This is a genomic window from Propionispora vibrioides (assembly GCF_900110485.1).
Lineage (GTDB): Bacteria > Bacillota > Negativicutes > Propionisporales > Propionisporaceae > Propionispora > Propionispora vibrioides.
Genome location: NZ_FODY01000002.1, coordinates 58250 through 80610, shown reverse-complemented (window position 1 = coordinate 80610; position 22361 = coordinate 58250). Strand labels below are relative to the sequence as shown.

Below are 22361 nucleotides of genomic sequence, written 5' to 3'. Positions count from 1 at the left end.
GTTTTAGGAAACCACGGATGTAATGAGCCCGCCGGCCTGGCGAGAGATTTTTCGCTGGACAGGGAAGTAAACTAGCCGAAATAGTTGGGGTATTTTAGGGTTTTGCTGACACAGCCAGGCGGGAACAGCTCCGCTGGGACACGCAGCGTGAATAAATCAGTGGTTCCTTAGGCATAGGGGACGGCTGGAAGGCATAGTATGTAGTAGTTATGTCACAAGTCGGCGTCAATAGTTTGCAGTGAGGAGGAGAAAGGACGAACAATCTAAAGGGGAGCGTGTTTGATGAAAAAGGTGCTGGCCGGTGCTGTTGGATTGATTGTTTTTTTAGTACTGATTGTTCCTGCCGTGGTGATACGCAGTCTGTTCGGCCTGGACCCTGTCGGCAGTCCCAAAGGAGTAGCTAAAGGAGAGGATGTCGTAATCCGTGTCTATATGGCCAAGCAAAATCAGATTGTGGGAATGAATCTGGAGGAGTATGTAAAAGGCGTGGTAGCGGCGGAAATGCCTGCCCAGTTTGAACTGGAAGCACTAAAAGCCCAGGCGGTGGCAGCCAGGACCTACGCGGTGAAGCATATGGCGACTTTTGGTGGTGAAGGGATTGCCGCGCATCCGGGCGCTGATGTGAGCAGCGATTACCGCGAGGGTCAGGCCTGGGCCGATGAACAGGAATTGACCGCACGGTGGGGACCACTTGGTTACAAGGTGTATTGGAATAAAATCAGCCAGGCTGTTGACGAAACACGTGGTATGATTGCCACTTATAACGGTGAACCCATTATAGCTGTTTTTCATTCTACTAGCGGTGAACGGACTGCTAGCGCTAAAGAAGTATGGGGGAGCGACTATCCGTACCTAAAAAGCGTGGCTTGCAATTGGGACCAGCAATCGCCCCGGTATAGTGAAACAAAGGAGTTTTCCCTGAGCGAGATTGCTGAGCGGCTGGGCAGTGACACCGATATTGTGGCCGCTGCGCAAAATGGCAGCACTGCTGCCGTACAAATTGCCGAGTTGACCGATTCGGGGCGGGTAGGGAAAATCCGTATTGGCAGTAAGCTGTTAAGCGGTGGAACCGTCAGGGACAAACTTGGCTTAAAGTCGACTAATTTTAAAGTGGAAACCGGAGCAGACAAGCTGGTTTTTCAGACGACCGGCTACGGTCATGGTGTGGGACTGTGCCAGTATGGGGCCAACGGTCTGGCTAAAGAAGGGAAGGATTATCAGTATATCCTGAAATATTATTATACGGGGATTGATCTTACCCATATTTCCGGCTCATAAGTTTCTTAAAGAAAAAAAAGGGGCATACTGGTAATGAGGTGATACCATGATGCCAGCCATAGTAATCAAAATCTGGTCGTATGTCCAAAAAGGAATCAGATTGTGCTATAAGAAAGAATGGAAGTTGTTTTATGCCGGCTATATAGCCGCAGGTGTTCTCTTACTATCAAGTGCCGGACTGTTGCTGGTGACTGTCCCGGGCGGCAGGAACCGGGCGGGCTCGATCATTCAGGAGCAGTCTGCAGTCACTCCGACCGTTGTCTCGTCGGAAGTGGCTTTGCCCAAGCGGGAGGCGGAGGCGGCCAATAATGTGGATACTCCGACCCGAGCGGTGGAACAAAAGACAACTGATATACAGGCTGTCAGCAAGCCGGCCGGGAAGGATACCGCTGTTGTCGAAGAGCCCGCCCAGGCTCATTGGCCGCTGACAGGTTCTATAAAAACAGAATTCGGCTGGCAGTTCCAGCCGGTATACCAGGAATGGCGATTTCATCCGGGCATTGATATCGAAGGCAAAGATAAGACTGAAAAGGTCAAAGCCATATATGCCGGTACTGTGACGGATATATACACTGATCCGGCAACGGGGCTGACTGTGGCTATTACTCAGGGCAAAGACATCATCTACTATGGGGCACTGGCTGCCGTTCAACTGGAAAAGGGAATGACCGTGAAAGCCGGGCAGGAAATCGGTACTCCCGGCTCTTCGGCAGCCGAGCCTTTTTTGCATGTCCACTTAGTTATCAAACGGGAAGGAAAAGCCATTAATCCTTTGGATATTCTGCGTTAAAAACGATGTAACAATACCGCTGATTTTGATGCTTCTCCACGGTCTCAGACTGTCGAAAAAGAAGGAGATTTTTGTAAAAGAAGGGCAACTATGATAGTCAATACTCATTGGCACTTCATCTGCTAAAAAAAGACTGCTGGTTTAGCAGTTTTTTTTATGCCCCCTTTTGGTGTCATACCCGCACAGATTGCCGATCTGTGCGGTTCCGCCGCCGCGCATTGCGAAGAAACCCTTGCTATAGTTTTAGCATCGATAAGGTACCAGTTTAAAATCATGGGCGAAAAGATTTTCGCGCATGATTTATTTTTGTCCGCATATACATGGTAGCAAACAACTGGTGAGGGGGAACCAAACAAGATGAAAGATTATATTCGCAAAAGAGTACTGGACATCTGTAATCATATACTCGAGAGTAAGCACACGGTGCGTCAGGCAGCCGCTGTATTTGGCGTCAGCAAAAGCACGGTGCATAAAGATATGATTGAACGTCTGCCAATCATTAATAAACGGCTGTCTCATAAGGTCAGGCATGTGCTGGAAATCAACAAAGCCGAGCGTCATATTCGCGGTGGTGAGGCGACTAGAAAAAAATATCAGGAAACAAAAGAATGTGAAGAAAAATAGAGGATTTTTTTAGAAATTGTAGAAGCTAAAATCCTATATGTGATTCTATTCGTTTGCGAATAAATAATCAGACGGCGGTTTGTTTTTTCTGCTTTGCCGGTGGATTATTTTTTTCGGAATGATGGGAGACAAGCTTAACTGGCAGTGTTGAAAGGGGATTTTTGATGTTTGGCTCGATGGATATTGGCGTGGATTTAGGTACAGCGAATGTATTGGTGTACATAAAAGGAAAGGGAATTGTACTGCGGGAACCTTCTGTAGTTGCAATCGACAGAGATACAAATAAGATTTTGGCCATTGGGGAAGAGGCAAGACGGATGCTGGGCAGGACTCCCGGCAATATTATTGCCATTCGTCCGCTCCGGGAAGGCGTTATTGCCGATTATGACACAACCGAAAGCATGCTACGTCATTTTATTCAGAAAGTGGCCGGTAAAAGCTTTCTGTTCAAACCACGGATTATGGTTTGTATTCCTTCCGGAGTGACCACGGTGGAAAAAAGAGCGGTTTTGGAAGCCACCATGCAGGCCGGTGCCAGAAAACCGTATTTAATTGAAGAACCGATGGCCGCCGCCTTGGGTGCCGGCGTGGATATTTCCGAGCCCTGCGGCGCCATGGTTGTTGATATTGGCGGCGGGACTACCGATGTGGCTGTACTTAGTCTTGGCGGCATCGTGCTGAGCGAGTCGCTCAGAATCGGCGGTGATAAATTCGACGAGGCGCTGGTCCGCTATGTGAAGAAGGAATACAACATTATGATCGGCGAGCGCACGGCGGAAGAAATAAAAGTGAAAATTGGGACTGCCTTTCCCCATGGCCGGGATGAAGTGATTGAGGTACGCGGCCGGGATTTGGTCTCCGGCCTGCCAAAGACAGTACGCATCAGTTCGACCGAAACGAGAGAGGCCCTTTCTGAGCCGGTATCGCTGATTGTTCAGACGGTTAAGTCGGTACTGGAAAGTACGCCGCCCGAATTGTCGTCGGATATTATGGACCGGGGCATTGTCATGACTGGCGGCGGTTCGTTGCTTAACGGATTGGACAGGCTTATTATTCAGGAGACCGGCATTCCGACCTATTTGGCCGAAGATCCGCTTTCCTGCGTCGCTTTAGGGACGGGTAAAGCGCTGGAGTCGCTGGAGTCGATCGAAGACAGCCTGACCACACTAAAAAAAGGAAGTATTGCTTAAACGTCGAATATATACATATGTGGAAATATGTCTCAAAACCACTGATTTTTAATATAGGAGAGATGGTAGTATGATTCGGGGAATTTATACGGCTGCTTCCGGAATGGTAGCCGAATCGTTGCGTACCGATACCATAGCCAATAATTTAGCCAATGTGAATACAGCAGGCTATAAGAAGGATGTGGCGATAAGCAAGGACTTCAGGAGCATGTATATTCAGCGCATCAACGACGGGACCGATGCACCGGTGATTGGCAATATGGGCGTAGGTTCGGTCATTGATGAAATTGCCCCGATTCACTCAGCCGGACCAATGGTGCAGACAGGAAATACCTTTGACCTGGCCATTGACGGACAGGGCTATTTTACTGTTGATACGCCAAACGGCGTCCGGTATACCCGTAACGGCTCATTTACCCGCAATGCGCTTGGTGAATTGGTGACGCAGGATGGATACCGGGTCCTGGGGCAAAACGGTCCGCTGCGCGTAAACGGTGATAAAGTAGCAGTTTCCGGTGACGGGCAGGTAAGTGTGGATGGTATGGTGACAGGTTCGCTGCAACTGGTTAACTTTGCCGATGAAAAACAACTGACCAAGGAAGGCTCTTCTCTGTATGTTGCGGCGGCGGGCGCTCAAACAAGCCCCATGGAGGGGATTGCCCGCCAGGGTGTGGTAGAGCAGTCCAATGTTAATGCGGTTTCCGAAATGGTTAATATGATTGCCGGGTACCGGGCCTATGAAACAAATGCGAAGGCAGTACAGGCACAGGATGAACTGCTGGATAAAGCAGTCAATGAAGTCGCTAAAGTCTAGGAAACCACTGATTAATTCGCACTGCGCGTCCTGACGGATCCTTTGCCGCCTGGCCGGCAGGCTCATTAATCGGCGTTTCTTTTGTAGCGATAGCTGAATGATTGGTTTCGAGATTGCCATGGATGGCCGATGCTATAGAAATAAAAATTAGGAGGCTTGTACCGCCATGATGCGTGCACTTTGGACTGCCAGTTCGGGGATGATCGCCCAACAGGCAAATATTGATAATCTGTCAAATAATTTGGCTAACGTAAATACATCCGGTTTTAAAAAGAGTCGTATTGATTTTCAAGACCTGATGTATCAGACAGTCCGTCAGGCAGGTGCCAGTTCAGGGGCTGATACGCAGTTGCCGACCGGGTTGCAGATTGGATTAGGCGTCCGGGAGGCTGCCATTCAGAAGATGTATACCATGGGCAACCTGGAATCTACCGGGAATTCTCTGGATGTAGCCATTCAGGGGGACGGCTTTTTTCAGGTCAACATGCCGGATGGCACGTTGTCTTACACCCGTGACGGTTCGTTTAAAAAAGATAGTCAGGGCCGGCTGACTACTTCGGAAGGATATCTGGTAGAACCGCAGATTACCATTCCGGAAAATGCTACCGACATTACGATTGCCACCGACGGTACTGTAACTGTTACCGTACCTGGCGAAACGGCCCCACAGGAACTTGGACAGCTTCAAATTGCCCGCTTTATCAATCCGGCCGGTCTGGAAAGCCTTGGCGGTAATCTGCTGAAGGAAACGGATGCCTCTGGCAATCCGGTAGTTACCATACCGGGGGAAGAAGGCTCGGGTACGCTGATTCAAAAGTATCTTGAAATGTCCAATGTTCAGGTCGTGGAAGAAATGGTTAACATGATTGTGGCGCAGCGGGCCTATGAAATGAACTCCAAGGCTGTGACCACTTCGGATGAAATGCTACAGACGGCAGCCAATCTGAAACGCTAGGTGAAAGCTATGTTGCAAAAGCTTGGGTGCTTATTGTTGTTGTTGGCTGTTGGCGTACAGTACGGTTTTGCCGCCGGTACCGATCAAATTGTGCCGGTTGCAGTACTGCCGGGACTGGGCCAGACTGTCTCTTACATCAGGCCGGCAGCCTATCGGGATGTAACGGGGTATGATGCAGGCGAGCGACAGGTGATTCGTGCCAATGATCTGCTGCAGTCGGCTTTGCAACTTGTCCGGCAGCGGGCGGGAATTCCGGCGGGAGATACCCGGCTGACGATTACGCCGCTTAATCTGCCTACCGATATTGAACTGCCGCCGGGGGCGGCTGATTATCGCATTGAATTACCCTACGGTGTCCGTTTTAATTTTCCGACTGTAGTGTACGCGGTGGTTACGCTGGATGGCCAGGCTTATACCAAGGTCAGCCTGAGCCTGGATGTCCGCCTGTTTCAGGACGTGGTGGTAGCGACGAGAAGTCTGGCCGCTAATGAACTCATCGTACCGGACAGCATCAAATACGAACGCATGGATATCGGACGTCTGTCGCAGGGTTACATAACAAGTCTGGATGACGTGGCCGGGATGCAGGCACGCCGGACAATTTCACCGGGAACACCGCTTAACAAATACATGCTGACCAAACCTGATGTGATAAAACGGGGCGCTACGGTATCCATTTTGGTAAGAATGGGTGACATGGAAGTGACGGCCGCCGGGGAAGCTATGCAGAGCGGCAGTGTAGGAGACGTCATCCGGGTACGCAATGTCAATTCCAAGAAGGTCGTTACGGCGCAGGTGCTGGATGGGACCTCGGTGTTGATTTCTTTATACCGGTGATGTCAATGCATGAATAAAAGTGAGGTGACCTGCTGATGAAAATAAACCGGATGCAAATCATAATGATACTTATAGTCGGTTTCTTTTTTCCCGCTTTACCGATTCAAACGCCCGTGCATGCCGAATCCTTATGGGCAGAGGGCAGACAGGCGTCATCTCTTTATAGTGACCGTAAGGCGGCGGCTGTCGGCGATATTCTGACCATTGTAATCAACGAAAACTCCAGTGCCAGCCGCAGCGGTAACGCCAGCAACTCCAAGACCAGCAGTACTAGTATGAGTGCCGGCGTAGGGCTGTTTACCTTTTTGAACGATGCCAGTGCGGGAAATTCCGACTCATTCCAGGCTAAAGGCTCCATTACCAATACAAATAAAGTGACGGGAAAAATTACGGTACAGGTGGTTGAAGTCCAGCCTAATGGGAATCTGGTTATTTCCGGCACGCAAAAAATCAAGCAGAACGGTGAAGAACAGAGTATTACCATTTCCGGCATTGTTCGTCCTGATGACATTGCCGCTGATAATACCGTTTCCTCCAATCTGGTTGCCAATGCTCAGCTATATGTCGATGGCAAAGGCCCTATTGCCGGAAAGCAACGCCAGGGGATTATTACTCAGCTTTTCAATATCTTATTCTAACCCTGCGGCAAATGCATGAAGTTGTTTTGCTGCGCCGGAAAGGATTAATGTATGCGTAAATTGTTATGTGCTCTTATGGCTGCCCTGCTTGTGTCCACCGGTGCTTTACCGGTTATGGCGGAAACGATGGGGGCTGTCGCCCGGATTAAAGATGTCGCCAAAGTGCAGGGCGTGCGGGCGAATCAACTGCTAGGCTACGGTCTGGTGGTGGGGTTGGCCGGTACCGGCGATTCCTCCACCAAGAGTATTGAAACTATGCAGTCCATCGCCAGTATGCTGCGGACTTTTGGGGTTACAGTGCCTTCCTCCCAAATGCAATCAAAAAATGTGGCGGCAGTCATGGTGACCGCTCAGTTGCCGCCTTTTGCCAAACCGGGTGATACGATTGACATTACTGTTTCTTCCATGGGTGATTCAAAGAGCCTGCAAGGCGGGACCTTGCTGCAAACGCCGCTCCGTGCCGCAAACGGTCAGGTCTATGCGGTCGGACAGGGGCCTGTCTCGACCGGCGGCTTTGTCTTTGGCAGCGGTGGCAACAGCCAGCAGAAGAATTTCCCTACCGTGGGTACTATGCCAAATGGCGCCATTGTGGAAAAAGATGTTCCCATGCAGTTTAGCAACAATGGAACAGTCACTTTGTCGTTGGCTCAACCGGATTTTACCACGGCAACCAGAATCGGTGATGCGATTAATTACCGTTTTGGGGCTATTGCGACGGCCCGCGATCCCGGTACGGTTGTGATTGCCGTACCGGCTGAGTATCAAGGTGATGGTTTGGTCGGGTTTGTCGCTTCCCTGGAAGAACTATCCATTGTTCCCGATAATGCGGCTAAGATTGTAATTAATGAACGGACGGGAACCATTGTTATGGGAGCTAATGTGGCGATTGATTCGGTTGCCGTGACCCAGGGCGGGTTAACCATCAAAATCAGCAAGAGTACCGATGTGTCGCAGCCGCCGCCGCTTTCCCGGGGAACTACCACGACAACGACCAACACGAATGTGAGTGTGGAAGAGGATAAAGGCAATACAATCCTTTTACCGTCTACCGCTAATGTGGGTGATGTGGTGAACGCTCTGAATGCGGTAGGGGCGACGCCGCGGGATGTCATCTCCATCCTGCAAGCCATTAAGGCTGCCGGAGCGCTGCATGCCGATCTGCAACTCATATGATTTTCGTACTCCTAAATTTTGAATAATAAAGGTGAGGCTATGAACGTAGGCGCTATCGGCGGTGTAGACAGAACCGTCAATCAAAGCAAGTATCTTCAGGCTAACGGGAATACCGATTTTGCTGAAAAGCTGAACCAGGCTACTCAGAATATCAGTGACACGGAAGACCAGACCAAGCTCAAGCAAGCTTGCCGGGACATGGAGGCCGTGTTTCTGAACTTTATGATGAGCAAAATGCGGGATACTGTGCCGAAGGACGGACTAATTAAACAAAGCAATGCCGAATCCATCATGACGTCCATGCTGGACGGCGAACTGACCAAAAATATGGCTCAAGCCGGTGGGATTGGTTTGGCTGACATGTTGTACCATCAGTTAAGCCAAACCATAAATACTGCGAAGAACAAAAGCCAGACGCCTTGATGGCGGCTGGTTTTCTTCTTATCCAGCTTGCGCGGTTTTAACAGGGAGGAATTTATGAATAGAGTATACAAGATACCGTTTGTTTTGCTCATTTTAGTCCAGCTTTTCACACAGATCACAGTAGGCTTTGCCGCTGCTGCGACAGCTCCGGCCCAGACAACCAATGCCGTCCCAGCTATCGAACTGCAAAAGATCAGGGTGAGTCAGTCGCCGGAAAAGGTGCGGATTGTGCTTGACGTAAGTGCTTTGCCGGAGTACTCGGTAAATTTGCTGGAAGACAAGGCGCCGCAAAATAAAGACGCTCCTGCTGCTCATATTAGTGTTACGCTGCCCAAGACGATAAATAAGGGAGTTATACCGGCACTGCCTGCTCAGGACCCGGTATTTAAAAGTTTGCGGATCAGCGAAACCAAGGAAGGTATTACAGCAGTTATTGATTTAAAAACGACGGCTGTTTACAATGTATTTACCTTAAAGAATCCCAACCGGATTGTTATCGATATTGTAAAAAAATACGAACATAAAATAAAGCGGGAAATCGCCCCGGGTTTAACCTATACGGCTTTACTCCGTGGCACTGCCGAGGGTCCGTTGACGGCCCATATTTTAGACCTTGATCCCAAGGCAGGCTGGAAACTGCAGCCCTTGCTGTCCAATCAGAAAACAGTAGGTCTGGAGAAATTATCATCGTTAATGCAACAGGCAAAGGGTGCGGCTGCCGCAGTAAATGCCGCTTACTTTGGCCTGGACGGGACAACACTGGGGGTCATGCAGTTGCAGGGCACCATTATTGCCAGTATGGATATTACGCGTACCGCTTTGGGTATATTACCTGATGGCAGTGCCATAATCGACGATGCGCTGTATCAGGGAAGTGTCGAATTGCCGGACGGTCAAAAAGTTGCGATTACCGGTGTGAACGAAGAACGGGGGGCCGATGCCCTGATTCTGTATAATTCTTATTATGACACGGCGACCGATACCAATCCGTTTGGCAGCGAATATGTTGTGGAAGGGAATAAAATAACGGCAATCAATACCAATAATTCGGTGATACCGCAAGACGGCTTTGTCTTATCTGTCCATGGCAAGTCACAGCAAGCCTTGGGAAAATTGCAGGTCGGCGATACCGTGAAGGTGACACAAAGCCTGGGGGATCAATGGAGTAAAGCCGTTGCAGTCATTGGCGCGGGACCGAGACTTGTAAAGAATAACAGTGTTTACTTAACCACCAAGCTGGAGGAGTTTGGGTCCGACGTGGCTGTCGGCCGGGCGCCGCGCACGGCTGTGGGAATTACCAAGGAGGGGCATATCCTGCTAATGGTCGTGGATGGGCGGCAAAAACACAGCATAGGGCTCACTTTACTGGATACGGCACTCTTAATGCAGGAACTGGGGAGCATCCAGGCCATGAACCTGGATGGCGGCGGTTCCAGTGAAATGATTGTCCAAAAGGAAATTGTCAATAAACCCTCCGATGGTCATGAGCGTTCTATTGGAACCGCATTGGCTGTTATTTCGACGAATCTTGCCAATTGACCATAATGCTGTATAATGAAAGTAACAGTATAGCCTGCTTCGAACCTTACAGCAGAGTTTCTTTGGATAAGGCCAAAGCAGTGCCGTAGCGCCATAACGGCGCACATGCTGTGGAAGACAGGAAATTTGACAGCGAAAAATGGTATAGGGATTAGATAAAGTAAGGAGGGATTTGTATGCTTCGCAAAAGAAATATTTTGCTGATAACGGCTGTTCTTTTGATTGCTCTTGCTGCCTGGGTATCGGCAGCCACTCACTTGGTGGATCAAAGAAGTGTCTTATCGGGCAAGGTAGTTGCTAAGTCTTTGGCCGTGCCCGGTACCTCTGTCCGTGAAGGGGATGTACTGGTCGTTGTAGATTCCATAACAGGTCCCGTGCCGGCTGTGCGGTCTACTGCTGATGGAATTGTCCGGGAAGTATTGGTTTCGGCCGGAGATGCCGTACAGGCAGGTGAAGTACTGGTGCGGTTGGAGCCAGTCAGCAAGTAAAAGGGAAGGATGATCTTTTTGATAACCATGTGGAAGCGTTGCTTAACTATTGTAGCGATTTTTGTACTGCTGCCGCTGACCGCGGCACAGGCTTATCCTTCCATCCTGCCGTTAGATGAAGTAAAACCGGGTATGAAGGGCATCGCCAAAACGGTAGTGTCCGGCACTAACATTGAAGAATTTAATGTGGAAGTACTTAATGTGATGAAGAATCCTGGCTCCGGCGATTTGATTCTGGTTCGCACTTCTGGTGCGGTCATTGATCAAACCGGCGGCATTGTCCAGGGAATGAGCGGCAGTCCGGTCTATATCGACGGCAAGCTGGTCGGTGCCATTGCCTATGGCTGGCCGTTGAGTGACCATACCGTCGGCATGGTTACGCCGATTGCCGATATGCTGAAATTATGGGATTTGGGGGCAACCGAAAAAGTTTCTGTTGGCAGCGGGAATGCCGGAGAAAGGCAGAACCTGCTGCCGGCGGCTACGCCCCTGATGGTCTCCGGCCTGAGTGATCACGCCATGACCATGCTGCAGGATAAATTAAGTCCCTATAAGTTGTTTCCCTATGCCGTAGGCAGTCAACCGGATGCAACAGAAGGCCAGGCTGCCGCGTTGGAACCAGGCAGTGCTGTGGGCATCGAGCTGGTCCGTGGCGATGTCAGCGTGGGGGCGATTGGCACAGTGACGTATACCGAAGGTAATAAAGTGCTGGCTTTTGGTCATCCTTTCCTGCAACGGGGTAAAGCTTCCTATTTGCTGACCGATGCCACCATTTATACGGTAGTAAACGGTCTGGAAAGTGGTTTTAAAGTCGGTTCCACCGGCAATCTGCTCGGTATGGTGACGCAAGACCGCAAGGCTGGAATTGCCGGAACGGTGGGGCAGTATCCATCGGTCATACCGATGCGGATTACCGTTACCGATACCGATGTGAACAAAATACAGGACGATGCGGTGCAGGTTGTGCAAAATGAAGAACTGGCGCCCATTCTCTCGGCTACCACGGCCTACAGTGTTATGGAAAAGGCGATGGACCGTATTGGGACCGGTTCGGCTAAAGTGAGCTTTGAAATTTCGGCCCGGAATATGCCCGGTGAAACGCTGCGGCGCGAAAATATGTTCTATAGTCCGGTGAATATCGGCGAAATGGCTGTCAGCGAGTTTTTTGAAGCTCTTAATTTGCTAATGACCAATCCTTATAACCCGGTAGATATCATGGACGTCAAGATGCAGGTGACGGTCAATCAGGAACGTCAGACGGCATCTATTGTGAGTGCGCAGGCAAAAGCTACGGCGGCCAAGCCGGGCGAAACCGTGCCGATACAGGTCAAGTTGAAACCGTACCGGAGTGAACCGGTAACTATTACGGTAAACTACACGGTACCCAAGGAACAGGCGGCCGGACCGTTGTTGCTGGAAGTACGGGGTGGCGGTATGATTCCGCTGACCCAGTTGCTATTAAAAAAACAGGGACTGGATGTGGAACTGAAAAACTTAAAAACAAAGGCTAAAAACATGACCTTTGCCGATTCTATTAATGAATTTACTTCCCGTGACCGTAATAATGCCATTGTCGTTGAAGTTCTCGATACCGGTGTTATGCCGGAGGGAACGGCCGATCCCGGCAAGGCAGGATCCGATGACAAGGCGGGACTTTTCCCGGTGGGAGAAAGCGCGGAGCACTCCGCTGGCGACAGCGGGACGTTGAAGGGAGCCTTGACGGCCGGTACTACGGAAGCCGTCAAGCCTAAGACCTCTGCAACCACCGATTATATTATTGACAATGATGCACAGGTATTGATTAATGTAGTGACCGATCATAAAAGCAAATAAACTGACAGGCACCTTCCTGAAGGAAGGTGCATTTTTTTGCTTAATTGGCTGAAAACAGGCATATAATGCTAAAGCGGGAGACGGAAAACCGGCAGGGATGTGTCGGACCGGTAGCGAATAATAATAAAATCGTTAAAGATTTATGCCCGTATCGTATATTGTTGTGAATTGTAAATGGACAGTTTATTTTGCTATGGGGGATAGAAGCATGCCGTTTTTAGAAAGTATCGGGCGCGGTGTTATAAATGGAATGGAAAGTGTAGGAAAGCTGGTTCTTTTATTTATTGAGGCCATGTATCACGTTCGCAGCCGTCCCAAGTCAACGCAGGTATTTCAGCAAATGTCCCATTTAGGAGTAGACTCTCTGCCTATCGTTTTATTGACCATCTTATTTACCGGTATGGTTATGACGCTGCAAAGCGCCAATGAATTTATCAAATATGGCGCCCAATCCTCGGTCGGCGGTGTAGTGGCAATCGCGATCGGACGGGAATTGGCGCCTGTGCTGACTGGTGTGGTTTTGGCCGGACGGGTCGGTGCGGCCATTACGGCTGAAATCGGTTCGATGAAAGTAACTGAACAAATTGATGCATTGCGGGTCATGGCCGTCAATCCGGTGGCCTATCTGGTAGTACCCCGCATACTTGCCTGTATTGTCATGACACCGGTGCTGGTTGTCTTTGCCGATGTAATTGGCACAATCGGCGGCTACCTGGTGGCTACTTTATATTCGGGTATCGGTTCTTTTACCTATCTGCATTCGATCAAGGTTTTCGCCGTGGTAAACGATGTGACCGGCGGTTTGGTCAAAGCTGTTGTTTTTGGCGTGATTATCGCCCTTATCGGCTGTTACAAGGGCCTCACGACTGATCCGGGGGCTGAAGGGGTAGGCCGGGCAACAACTTCTTCGGTGGTGACTTCAATTATTTTAATTTTTATCAGCAATTATTTTTTATCTTTAATATTATTCCGGTAGGGTTAGTCCTTCCGGGTGAAAGGTGAGAACATGATACAATTGTCGGCAGTAAATATGAATATTCATGGTAATCATATCTTGCAGGATATCAACCTGTCGATTTCAGCCGGTGAAACCATGGTCATCATTGGTCCGAGCGGTTCCGGCAAGAGTACGTTGCTACGGCTCATAGTCGGTTTAATGAAACCGACATCAGGTGAGATTTGGGTAAAGGATCAGGAAATTTCGCGGCTTTCCGAGGATGAACTAAACCAGCTGCGGCTTAGTATGGGAATGGTTTTTCAATATTCGGCGCTGTTTGACTCGATGACGGTCGGTGAAAACGTTGCTTTCGGCTTACGGGAGCATACCAAGCTTTCCGAGGAGGAAATCAGTAAAGTTGTCCGGCGAAAATTAAGGATGGTGGGACTGTTCGGCAAGGAAAAGGTCATGCCCAATGAGCTTTCCGGCGGTATGAAAAAAAGAGTCAGTCTGGCCAGGGCCATTGCGGTAAATCCGGAAATTATTCTTTATGATGAACCTACTGCCGGACTGGATCCGATCATGTCGGAGAAAATCGACCGTCTGATCTCCAGTACCAAGCGGATTATGGGAGTTACTTCGGTCGTTGTAACCCACCACATGACAAGTGCCTTTAATATTGCCGACCGTATTGCCATGATTTATGGCGGCCGGATTATTGAGGTAGGAACGGTGGAGGAAATCAAGCAGTCAGCCAATCCGGTTGTGCAGCAGTTTATTTACGGTTTAAAAGCGCGCGGTGCCAGCAGTAAAAGGAGGTTCGAAGCATGAGATTAAGTACGGAAGGGCGCGTCGGTGCCGTTACGCTGGTGGGGCTAGCCTTACTGGCCTATATGATTATTCATTTGGGAAACTTTAATTTCCAGGAAGACGGCTATCCGCTACAAGCTGTGTTTGGTCAGGTCAGCGGGTTGAAGCAAGGTAATATCGTTCGGTACGCCGGTGTGGAAGTCGGCTCAGTCAAGGGGATTCAGGTCAAGCCGGACGGCGTGCTGGTTCAAATGCTGATTCATTCCGGCGTAGCTATACCGGAAGGTTCCAGCTTTGTCATCGGGACAGACGGTTTGCTGGGAGAAAAGTTTATTGAAATTTATCCTGCCAGCCAAGCCAGCGGCTTTTTGGCTCCTAACGCCGTAGTCCGGGGGCAAGACCCTCAGGGGCTGGAACATCTGATTGCCAGCGCCGATAAGGTTCTGCTTGATGTGCAGAAACTGGTACAGTCCTTAAACGACGTGTTTGGTGATGAAAAGGTAAAAGCATCGTTTAAGGATACTGTCATAAACGCGAAAGAAATAACGGCCAATTTAAATGCACTGACGGCCACATTGGCCCGAATGGCAGCACACAATGAGGGCAATGTCGATGTGATTGCGGGAAATCTGCGCGATGTGTCAGGCAATTTGAGTGCTGTCACGGCAAGAGTGGATAAACTGATTGCCGGCGTGGACAATAACGGACAGACGGCAGCCGATTTAAGAGAGACACTGGCCAATATTAAGAACACCAGCAGTCGGATTGAAAAAATGGCCGCTTCCCTGGAGGGGGTGGTCACCGATCCACAAACTGGTGAAAATCTGCGGCAAACCTTGAAGAATACCAGGGAAGCCAGTGAAAAGGCTAATAAAATGCTGAGCAAAGTGAATTCTCTGAGCGCCGAAACCAATTTTGAAGTGCTTTACAGTCCGGATGCGGAAAAATATCAAAGCAATGCGGATATCAAAATCAATACGTCCCCTAATCAATTTGCCGTGGTAGGTGTCCATGGCATTGGGGATGGCAATAGGGGAAATCTGCAAGTCGGGACAGGCGATGACCGCTTTGATAGCCGTCTGGGGATTGTGGAAGGAAAACCCGGCGCCGGCATCGATGCGAAACTGGGCAATCAAATGCGGTTTTCTGTTGATGTGTATGATCCCAATGACGTGCGGGTTAAACTTAGAAGTGAATATCAGTTGAATCCTGACACATTTCTGGTTGGTCAAACGGACAACGTCAATAAAGAGACTGACCGCAGCACCTATTTTGGTGTCAAACATACCTTCTGACAGTCTGCAGATATAGAAGATAGCACAGTCCGGTAAAATGGAAATAGAGGGTGACAAATATGGATTTTATTTTCAGACGGCGCAGCATCAGACGCTATACCAAGCAAGCCGTGAACGAGGAACAGATTCATTTGCTGCTGCAGGCTGCGATGAATGCGCCTTCGGCTGATAATCAGCAACTATGGCAATTCATAGTGATTAATGACCGGGAGCGATTGCGGCAAATACCGGTTGAAGAACCTTACTCGCAAATTTTTACCGAAGCACCAATGGCAATTTTGGTTTGTGGCGATCAACGGCTGGAAAGATTGCCCGGAACCTGGGTACAGGACTGTTCGGCCGCCGTGGAGAACATATTATTGGCGGCCACCGGACTGGGATTGGGCAGTGTCTGGCTGAATGTTCATCCCCATGCTGAGCGGATCAATGCTTTTCAGCAGTTTTTCCGGCTGCCGCCGGAAGTTATGCCGCTGGCTATTCTTCCAATCGGATATCCCCTTGAGGGAAAGGAGCCGGTCCATCGTTTCGTTGCCTCAAGGGTCCATTATAATCAATGGTAATTGAAAGTTGGCACAGTTGCCAGCCAACCTTTAGAACGGGAAGGGATTTATATGTGTGAAGTTCGGTTAGCCGGTCTGCGGGACTGGTTCTTGACCTATGTCCGGTCTTACTATAATGAAGATCCGGATATTCAACTGCATATGAAACAAAAAGAAGACCATACGCTGCGGGTAACGGCGTACTGCCGGCAATTGGCCGAGCACTTGGGCTTTTCCCCGCGGGATGCCATGCTGGCGGAATTGATCGGCTTGTTCCATGATGTGGGCCGTTTTCAGCAATATACGCTGTACCGGACCTTTGATGACCGCCTGTCCATAAATCACGCACAGCTTGGTTTACAGGAAATTGCCGGTTTAGAACAATTGGCGGCTGTCTTGGGCGATGACCGAGAAGTGTTTGAAACCGCCATTTTGTACCACAATGCCATTCGTTTGCCTGACGGGCTGAGTAATCGGCAGGAATTGTTTTGCAAGCTCATTCGTGATGCTGATAAGCTGGATATTTATTATGTCTTGGCCCCTTATCTGGAGCCGCCTACGCCGGCAGGCTACAGTTCATGCTTTATCGAGGATTTGCTCTCCGGCAAGCAGTCCGACTTTGCCAATCTCAAGACACCGGATGACCGTAAACTGGTGAGGCTGAACTGGATATACGATGTAAACTTTGGCTGGACCTTGCAAAGAATTAAAGAACGCGGCTATGTGGAGGATATTTTGTCCTATTTGCCGCAGAATTCCGATATTGCTGCCGTTAGAGAAAAATTACAGGCCTATATTCAAGACAAAACAAAACATATCTGATAAAAATCAGCCGGATCTTATGATCCGGCTGATTTTTATTTTTATAGAAATAAAGCTGTTCCAGGTCCATTGGCATTTATCTAGGCTGGGGGAAAGGAGCCATTGCCACTCAGCTTTCCGGCAAAGCCGTTACGTTAGGGAAAAAATTGATAATATAGCAAATTTCATTATCGGTGATTTCGATAAAATATTTGTTATATAAAAAGATAAGGTTTTCTTTGACCACCTGGTAAATATCCCGGTTTAAGCGGATAAACTCTTCTTTGTTTAGATAGCTGACAGAACCTTTTCCCTTTTTTAAGCGACTGATCATAAACCCAAGGTGCAAAATCAGACCAATCAGGTTTTCGTCGCTGAACTTGATGGACAACTTTCCTTCCATCCGCTGAATCAGATGGACAATATCGTGATATAGTTCTTCGCCGTCAAAGTTTTCGATATTTTCTTTTAAGATCAGGCCCATTTTCAACAAGGCAGACTTGTTGTCAATCGCTTCCTGTAATTGACTCAGGACTTTCATACTGATCACATCATACATATTGTATTGTTTAATGGCCAGATCAACGGAAAATGAGGAAACAATAAATAAAATTTCCCGCTTTTCCTGCAGTCTCAGCAACTGCTCCTTAAAAAACTTCTTATCGAGACAATTTAGCGGAAGGATTTCAAACAGGTCTTTGTCATAGCGTAAATTGTTGTTCAAAAAGCTTTTGATGGCCACCGAGCCGCCCTCGCCGGTGAGGCAGGCGGTAATAATGGCTATCTTATGTTTGCTTTCCACCGGCAGGGAGGCTTTATTGTTATCCATGTAAGAGTTCACGAGCAACACGTCTTTATAGATTTCACTTAATGAAAAACCAAGCAGGGCTTTTCTGGTGGCTTCGATGACATGCAGTGTCGAGGTCAGCGGAAATACTTTCACCGGGACCTTGCATTCTTTTTCAATCACTTCGGCAAAGGTGGTCAGTGAGCCCATATCGACCAGGAGCAGATAGCCGCTGGTACTAAAATTCTGTCTGACCACCTTGCGCAGTTCTTCCAAGACTACTGCCGGTTTTACTTCAATCGGGGAGTTGATGGCAATTACATAGTTTTCGCCCAGCAGTTCGTTGGCTACTTCAGCCATGGAGGTGGCTGTCGATTTGCCATGAGCAATGAGGATGATTTTTACTTTGTCAATATTTTGATGAGCCTGCTGCTCTTCGGGCAACAGAAAGATGGTAAGATAACCGGCCTCATCTTCCGGTATCGGGCGGTGCAGATATTCCTGAAGCAAGGCGGTGGCTTCCAGGGCGGCTTTAAATTCTTCCGGATACAGTTGCTTAATTTTTCCAAGCTGGGGATTGACAATATTTTTGTTGTTGGCGAGGCGGTTAATCAAAGTGTTAATATGTAAAGCCAGTGCCGTATAGATGTTATGAGTGACATTCCTTTTTAGTGAGGTAACCATTTGGTATAGCATTTTATCAATCAGATCGAGTACGTCTTCGCCTAAAATATTGAGTAGATTTTTTTTGTTGATTTCTTCCGATATGCCGCTGATGTATTTCTCAAAATAGCGGGTGATATCTTTTTCCAGGATGCTTTCAATCGCAATATCGGAGATACCCTTGGTTTTTAGTTTTTCCAGTTTTTGTTCAATCAGGTCGTAAATAGTTGTATTTTCCTCTGCTGCTTCCTGTGGTACATCCGTCATACAGCCGAATTTGAAGTATTCGATATCTTCACTCACCAGTTTGTTCCATAAAATACGATGTTCCTTTTCCCTATACAGCCCTTCTTTTATATGCATCGGCAGGCTGCGGCTGTTGATTCGCACATCTTCCTTGATATTGGTTAAAAACTCTGAATAGGATTTGGCGCAAACCAGTTGGATATCATTTTTTAACTGGCCGATATTATTTGTGCAGCTATAGGACAAAAAAGCCCGCATGGTGTTGAGGGAAACATAAATATCCCGGTTTAAACGGATGCTTTCATGTTTGAAGAAGTATTTTATTAGAGACAGGCGTTCTTCCAGCGTTCTTTCTTTGAGCGAGGGAATAGTGATGATCATCGGCAGGCGTCGCGTAAAGGTTTTCAGTAAGGCCGAGCTGGGATTTTCCGTAGTTGCCGAGATAATCAGCACATCGGCGGTTCTGGTTTCATCATCGCCCATTCGCCGGAAATAGCCGGTATCCAAAAAAGTGAACAGCATTTCCTGACCTTCGGGCGGCAGGCGATGCACTTCGTCCAGGAACAGAATACCGCCGTTTGCTTTTTCCAGCAGCCCGGTTTTATCTGTTTCCGCTCCGGTGTAGGTCCCTTTCTTTACGCCAAAGAGCTGGGCGGTCAAGAGCTGGGGATTATTCGTGTAATCGGCGCAGTTAAAGGTAATAAAGGGACAATCTTTATCCTTTACGCCCATTTCAATGGCGTAATTATGCATCAGACTGGCAAACATGGATTTGCCGACACCTGTCTCACCCAGCAGTAAACTGTTCATCCCCTTGGGTGGATAAAGAATGGCGGCCTTTGCCTGCTCCAGCGGCTGGCGGAGGCTGATATTGTTTTTTAATAAGGCATCCAGCCTGGTTGCCTTGGCAGCAGGCAACTTGTCCGCTACGAAGAAGCGGACCGGACGACCGCCTGATTTACCTACTTTTCCTTCCTTGCAGAGTACGTTCAATTCATGGCTGATATTGGCCCGGGTAATCGGCAAAATCGCGGCCAAGCCCTGAGCATCGATTCCTTCGCCTTCCGGCAAATCCAGCAGTGCTTGATAAATTATGTCTTTTCTTGTCATAGGAATTTCCTCCTGGCAACATGTAACTACCTGTATTATACAAGAGATGAGAAAAACAGACTATATCGTGTTTTGATCAAAAAATAAAACACTATACAGTCTGTATTGAAACACTATGGACAGATTTACCCGATTGTGGCGGCGAAGGCCTGGTAAATCTGTCCATTAGTGTTTTGGCATCATTATTGCATGGATATAGAGACGAAGAAAAAAATTTTTTATTTATATAGTGCCCAGGGTGTGTTTTCAAACTAACGGCATAATCCATGGCGAGTGATTCTCTCGCCAGACAAGGCAAAACTGGAAAGAATAATGGTCCTTATTTCAAAAAAGTTTAACGAGGTACGGTACAAAAGGCACTGCCAGGGAACATGTTGGATAGTTTGAAAACAGACCCTAGGCCTATACGAATAAAGAAAGGAAAAACGACATGACCATGAGGCAGAAAGAAGGAGGTAGTAGTTCATAATGGATATAGAAGAGATTGTTATGAGTATTATTATTAATTCCGGTGAAGCACGGGCATTTGCCTACGAAGCTCTGCGCAAAGTGAGGAGCGGTGATTACCAGGAAGCTGAGATCAACGCCCTGTTGGATAAAGCGAACGATGCCATTGGCCAAGCCCATGAAACGCAAACTGCCTTATTGCACAAAGAGGCCAGCGGTGAAAGTATTCTGATTTCCATTCTATTCGTTCATGCGCAAGACCATCTGATGACCTCCATATCGGAAAAAAATCTGATTATCGAAATGATTGAAATGACCAAAATGATTCATACGTTGGCAGGTAAGCTGACTAAAGGAGGAAATGACCATGATTAAGATTGCCTTATTTTGTAATGCCGGGATGTCTACCAGTATGCTTGTTGCCAAAATGAGAAAGGCGGCGGAGGAAAGCGGGCAGGACATATCAATAGACGCCTATCCGGAGGCGCAGCTATCCAGGCATTTGGATGGCTTGGATGTTATTCTGCTTGGACCGCAGATTAAATTTGCCCTGGCTAAAATCAAGGCTTTGTGTGAACCCAAAGGAATTCCGGTGGATGTGATCAATACGGCCGACTATGGCATGATGAATGGAAAAAAAGTTCTTAATCAGGCTCTAAGACTGCTGGGCAAGTAATGTTATCTGTTGGAGTAAAGGAGTTGAAAAAAATGCGGTTTCCCCATGATTTCTTTTTTGGTGCGGCATCGGCCGCTTATCAGGTGGAAGGAGCCTGGAATGAAGACGGTAAAGGCGTATCCAACTGGGATGTTTTCTCTAAAATTCCCGGCAAAACTTTTGAAGGCACCAATGGCGACATTGCCGTTGATCATTATCACCGGTATAAGGAAGATATCCGGCTCATGGCTGAAATGGGACTGGAATCCTATCGGTTCTCCGTTGCCTGGACGCGGATCATTCCTGACGGTGACGGCGAAATCAACCCTCAGGGGCTGGCCTTTTATAATGCTTTAATTGATGAATGCCTGCACTACGGCATTGTTCCCTTTGTGACACTGTATCACTGGGATTTGCCGCAAGTTCTGGAGGAAGCAGGCGGCTGGACCAATAAAAGAACGGTCGATGCCTTTAGCAAGTACGCGACGACCTGCTTTAAGGCTTTTGGCGACCGGGTAAAGCACTGGATAACCTTTAACGAGACCATTGTTTTCTGCTCGCTGGGCTATTTGGACGGTGCCCATCCGCCGGGAATCAGCCATAATCCCCGGCTGTACTTTCAGGCAACCCATAACGTTTTTGTGGCCCATGCCCGGGCGGTAGAAGAGTATAAGAAGCTCAGACAGTACGGCGAAATTGGCATTACCCATGTGTTTTCGCCCGCTTTTCCGGCGGACGGCCAAGCGGATAATGCCCAGGCGGCCGATCACGCCAATCAGTATTCACTAGCCTGGTTTTATGACCCGATTCTTAAAGGTGCCTATCCGGACTATGTTGTCGGCCAGTTAAAAGAGCGGGGCTGGACACCGGACTGGACGGCCGAAGAACTGACCGTTTTAAAATGGGCGGCTCCTAAAAATGATTTTATCGGTCTTAACTATTATCAGCCGCAAAGAGTTATTAAGCATAACCCTACAGCAGAAGACAAACCAGCAGCTCAGCAAGTTATTGCCGGAGCGCCGGGGAAAGTATCTTTTGACGGAGTATATAAAACAGTCAGCCTGGAAGATAAAAAGTACACGAAATGGGGGTGGGAAATATCGCCGGAGGGACTGTTAGAAGGCCTTAGAATGCTGCGCGGTGCTTATGGCGATATAAAGCTATACATCACGGAAAACGGGCTGGGTGACCAGGATCCGGTTGAGAATGGACAAATTCTTGATGCAGACCGGGTGGAGTATATCCGGGAGCATCTAAAAGCGGTGAAACAGGGCTTGCGGGAGGGGCTTCATATTAAAGGCTATTATGCCTGGTCAGTCATTGATCTCTTAAGCTGGCTCAATGGTTTTAAAAAGCAATATGGGTTTATTTATGTTGACCAACAGAACAATTTGACCAGAAAAAGGAAATTGTCTTTTGGTTGGTATAAACAGGTGATCGCCAACAGGGGAGGTGAGCTATGAACCAAGAACGCTAAGATAAAGCGGTA

General features: G+C 48.4%; 22 protein-coding genes. 21 read left to right on the top strand and 1 reads right to left on the bottom strand.

Annotated elements, in window-relative coordinates:
• The first annotated feature begins 282 nt into the window (after window positions 1–282).
• The 18 genes from spoIID to BMW43_RS02200 all read left to right on the top strand — a co-directional run bounded on the left by spoIID (window position 283) and on the right by BMW43_RS02200 (window position 16985).
• Window positions 283–1278 carry a stage II sporulation protein D gene (gene spoIID, locus BMW43_RS02285; protein ID WP_091743787.1) on the top strand — a complete coding sequence of 332 codons (996 nt, stop codon included), beginning with the start codon at window positions 283–285 and terminating at the stop codon, window positions 1276–1278.
• Window positions 1279–1324: 46 nt separating this feature from the next.
• Window positions 1325–2068, top strand: coding sequence for a M23 family metallopeptidase (locus BMW43_RS02280; protein ID WP_091743786.1), 744 nt, complete (start codon window positions 1325–1327; stop codon window positions 2066–2068).
• Between the two features lie 357 nt (window positions 2069–2425).
• The gene (gene spoIIID, locus BMW43_RS02275) at window positions 2426–2692 is read left to right on the top strand and encodes a sporulation transcriptional regulator SpoIIID (RefSeq protein ID WP_091743785.1); all 267 of its coding nucleotides are present in this window, start codon (window positions 2426–2428) and stop codon (window positions 2690–2692) included.
• A gap of 164 nt (window positions 2693–2856) precedes the next feature.
• Complete coding sequence (locus BMW43_RS02270) at window positions 2857–3882, top strand: rod shape-determining protein (protein ID WP_091743784.1); 1026 nt, start codon at window positions 2857–2859, stop codon at window positions 3880–3882.
• A 70-nt stretch (window positions 3883–3952) separates the two neighbouring features.
• The gene (gene flgF, locus BMW43_RS02265; protein WP_091743783.1) at window positions 3953–4696 is read left to right on the top strand and encodes a flagellar basal-body rod protein FlgF; all 744 of its coding nucleotides are present in this window, start codon (window positions 3953–3955) and stop codon (window positions 4694–4696) included.
• Window positions 4697–4862: 166 nt separating this feature from the next.
• The gene (gene flgG, locus BMW43_RS02260; protein WP_091743782.1) at window positions 4863–5651 is read left to right on the top strand and encodes a flagellar basal-body rod protein FlgG; all 789 of its coding nucleotides are present in this window, start codon (window positions 4863–4865) and stop codon (window positions 5649–5651) included.
• 9 nt (window positions 5652–5660) lie between these two features.
• Complete coding sequence (gene flgA, locus BMW43_RS02255; RefSeq protein ID WP_091743781.1) at window positions 5661–6488, top strand: flagellar basal body P-ring formation chaperone FlgA; 828 nt, start codon at window positions 5661–5663, stop codon at window positions 6486–6488.
• A gap of 35 nt (window positions 6489–6523) precedes the next feature.
• Window positions 6524–7126: a flagellar basal body L-ring protein FlgH gene (locus tag BMW43_RS02250; RefSeq protein WP_245732191.1), complete on the top strand. Its 603-nt coding sequence runs from the start codon at window positions 6524–6526 to the stop codon at window positions 7124–7126.
• A gap of 51 nt (window positions 7127–7177) precedes the next feature.
• Entirely contained in the window at window positions 7178–8299 is a 1122-nt protein-coding gene (locus BMW43_RS02245; RefSeq protein WP_091743780.1) for a flagellar basal body P-ring protein FlgI, read from the top strand.
• Window positions 8300–8338: 39 nt separating this feature from the next.
• A complete protein-coding gene (locus tag BMW43_RS02240; protein ID WP_091743779.1) occupies window positions 8339–8722 on the top strand; it encodes a rod-binding protein in 384 nt (127 codons plus the stop codon).
• A gap of 54 nt (window positions 8723–8776) precedes the next feature.
• The gene (locus BMW43_RS02235; protein ID WP_091743778.1) at window positions 8777–10261 is read left to right on the top strand and encodes a phosphodiester glycosidase family protein; all 1485 of its coding nucleotides are present in this window, start codon (window positions 8777–8779) and stop codon (window positions 10259–10261) included.
• A 176-nt stretch (window positions 10262–10437) separates the two neighbouring features.
• On the top strand, window positions 10438–10749 hold the full coding sequence (locus tag BMW43_RS02230) for a biotin/lipoyl-containing protein (RefSeq protein WP_091743777.1): 312 nt from the start codon (window positions 10438–10440) through the stop codon (window positions 10747–10749).
• 27 nt (window positions 10750–10776) lie between these two features.
• The gene (locus tag BMW43_RS02225) at window positions 10777–12582 is read left to right on the top strand and encodes a SpoIVB peptidase S55 domain-containing protein (RefSeq protein ID WP_439331442.1); all 1806 of its coding nucleotides are present in this window, start codon (window positions 10777–10779) and stop codon (window positions 12580–12582) included.
• A gap of 208 nt (window positions 12583–12790) precedes the next feature.
• Window positions 12791–13558 carry an MlaE family ABC transporter permease gene (locus tag BMW43_RS02220; RefSeq protein ID WP_091743776.1) on the top strand — a complete coding sequence of 256 codons (768 nt, stop codon included), beginning with the start codon at window positions 12791–12793 and terminating at the stop codon, window positions 13556–13558.
• 30 nt (window positions 13559–13588) lie between these two features.
• Complete coding sequence (locus BMW43_RS02215) at window positions 13589–14350, top strand: ABC transporter ATP-binding protein (RefSeq protein WP_091743775.1); 762 nt, start codon at window positions 13589–13591, stop codon at window positions 14348–14350.
• On the top strand, window positions 14347–15624 hold the full coding sequence (locus BMW43_RS02210; protein WP_091743774.1) for an MlaD family protein: 1278 nt from the start codon (window positions 14347–14349) through the stop codon (window positions 15622–15624). The genes BMW43_RS02215 and BMW43_RS02210 overlap by 4 nt, the downstream gene beginning before the upstream one ends.
• A 59-nt stretch (window positions 15625–15683) precedes the next feature.
• The gene (locus BMW43_RS02205) at window positions 15684–16184 is read left to right on the top strand and encodes a nitroreductase family protein (RefSeq protein ID WP_091743773.1); all 501 of its coding nucleotides are present in this window, start codon (window positions 15684–15686) and stop codon (window positions 16182–16184) included.
• 51 nt (window positions 16185–16235) lie between these two features.
• Window positions 16236–16985: an HD domain-containing protein gene (locus tag BMW43_RS02200; RefSeq protein WP_091743772.1), complete on the top strand. Its 750-nt coding sequence runs from the start codon at window positions 16236–16238 to the stop codon at window positions 16983–16985.
• A gap of 109 nt (window positions 16986–17094) precedes the next feature.
• Here the strand turns inward: BMW43_RS02200 and BMW43_RS02195 are convergent, their stop codons facing one another.
• Window positions 17095–19770 (bottom strand): sigma-54-dependent transcriptional regulator, encoded by a 2676-nt coding sequence (locus BMW43_RS02195; RefSeq protein ID WP_091743771.1) that lies wholly within the window; start codon window positions 19768–19770, stop codon window positions 17095–17097.
• 468 nt (window positions 19771–20238) lie between these two features.
• Here BMW43_RS02195 and BMW43_RS02190 point away from each other — a divergent pair, with 468 nt between their 5' ends.
• From BMW43_RS02190 to BMW43_RS02180, 3 genes are read left to right on the top strand one after another with little or no spacing between them, the layout of a single operon-like run.
• Complete coding sequence (locus tag BMW43_RS02190) at window positions 20239–20592, top strand: PTS lactose/cellobiose transporter subunit IIA (RefSeq protein ID WP_091743770.1); 354 nt, start codon at window positions 20239–20241, stop codon at window positions 20590–20592.
• On the top strand, window positions 20585–20893 hold the full coding sequence (locus BMW43_RS02185; RefSeq protein WP_091743769.1) for a PTS sugar transporter subunit IIB: 309 nt from the start codon (window positions 20585–20587) through the stop codon (window positions 20891–20893). The genes BMW43_RS02190 and BMW43_RS02185 overlap by 8 nt, the downstream gene beginning before the upstream one ends.
• Before the next feature lie 32 nt (window positions 20894–20925).
• The gene (locus tag BMW43_RS02180) at window positions 20926–22335 is read left to right on the top strand and encodes a glycoside hydrolase family 1 protein (protein ID WP_091743768.1); all 1410 of its coding nucleotides are present in this window, start codon (window positions 20926–20928) and stop codon (window positions 22333–22335) included.
• Window positions 22336–22361 lie beyond the last annotated feature (26 nt).

Excerpts from the sequence above, each read along its gene's own strand:
- BMW43_RS02235 (WP_091743778.1), top strand. The coding sequence starts at position 8,777 with ATGAATAGAGTATACAAGATACCGTTTGTTTTGCTCATTTTAGTCCAG.
- BMW43_RS02190 (WP_091743770.1), top strand. The coding sequence starts at position 20,239 with ATGGATATAGAAGAGATTGTTATGAGTATTATTATTAATTCCGGTGAA.
- BMW43_RS02220 (WP_091743776.1), top strand. The coding sequence starts at position 12,791 with ATGCCGTTTTTAGAAAGTATCGGGCGCGGTGTTATAAATGGAATGGAA.
- BMW43_RS02200 (WP_091743772.1), top strand. The coding sequence starts at position 16,236 with ATGTGTGAAGTTCGGTTAGCCGGTCTGCGGGACTGGTTCTTGACCTAT.
- BMW43_RS02180 (WP_091743768.1), top strand. The coding sequence starts at position 20,926 with ATGCGGTTTCCCCATGATTTCTTTTTTGGTGCGGCATCGGCCGCTTAT.
- flgG (WP_091743782.1), top strand. The coding sequence starts at position 4,863 with ATGATGCGTGCACTTTGGACTGCCAGTTCGGGGATGATCGCCCAACAG.
- spoIIID (WP_091743785.1), top strand. The coding sequence starts at position 2,426 with ATGAAAGATTATATTCGCAAAAGAGTACTGGACATCTGTAATCATATA.
- BMW43_RS02280 (WP_091743786.1), top strand. The coding sequence starts at position 1,325 with ATGATGCCAGCCATAGTAATCAAAATCTGGTCGTATGTCCAAAAAGGA.
- BMW43_RS02205 (WP_091743773.1), top strand. The coding sequence starts at position 15,684 with ATGGATTTTATTTTCAGACGGCGCAGCATCAGACGCTATACCAAGCAA.
- flgF (WP_091743783.1), top strand. The coding sequence starts at position 3,953 with ATGATTCGGGGAATTTATACGGCTGCTTCCGGAATGGTAGCCGAATCG.
- BMW43_RS02215 (WP_091743775.1), top strand. The coding sequence starts at position 13,589 with ATGATACAATTGTCGGCAGTAAATATGAATATTCATGGTAATCATATC.
- BMW43_RS02225 (WP_439331442.1), top strand. The coding sequence starts at position 10,777 with ATGTGGAAGCGTTGCTTAACTATTGTAGCGATTTTTGTACTGCTGCCG.
- BMW43_RS02230 (WP_091743777.1), top strand. The coding sequence starts at position 10,438 with ATGCTTCGCAAAAGAAATATTTTGCTGATAACGGCTGTTCTTTTGATT.
- BMW43_RS02210 (WP_091743774.1), top strand. The coding sequence starts at position 14,347 with ATGAGATTAAGTACGGAAGGGCGCGTCGGTGCCGTTACGCTGGTGGGG.
- BMW43_RS02270 (WP_091743784.1), top strand. The coding sequence starts at position 2,857 with ATGTTTGGCTCGATGGATATTGGCGTGGATTTAGGTACAGCGAATGTA.
- BMW43_RS02195 (WP_091743771.1), bottom strand. The coding sequence starts at position 19,770 with ATGACAAGAAAAGACATAATTTATCAAGCACTGCTGGATTTGCCGGAA.
- spoIID (WP_091743787.1), top strand. The coding sequence starts at position 283 with ATGAAAAAGGTGCTGGCCGGTGCTGTTGGATTGATTGTTTTTTTAGTA.
- BMW43_RS02240 (WP_091743779.1), top strand. The coding sequence starts at position 8,339 with ATGAACGTAGGCGCTATCGGCGGTGTAGACAGAACCGTCAATCAAAGC.
- flgA (WP_091743781.1), top strand. The coding sequence starts at position 5,661 with ATGTTGCAAAAGCTTGGGTGCTTATTGTTGTTGTTGGCTGTTGGCGTA.
- BMW43_RS02185 (WP_091743769.1), top strand. The coding sequence starts at position 20,585 with ATGATTAAGATTGCCTTATTTTGTAATGCCGGGATGTCTACCAGTATG.
- BMW43_RS02245 (WP_091743780.1), top strand. The coding sequence starts at position 7,178 with ATGCGTAAATTGTTATGTGCTCTTATGGCTGCCCTGCTTGTGTCCACC.
- BMW43_RS02250 (WP_245732191.1), top strand. The coding sequence starts at position 6,524 with ATGAAAATAAACCGGATGCAAATCATAATGATACTTATAGTCGGTTTC.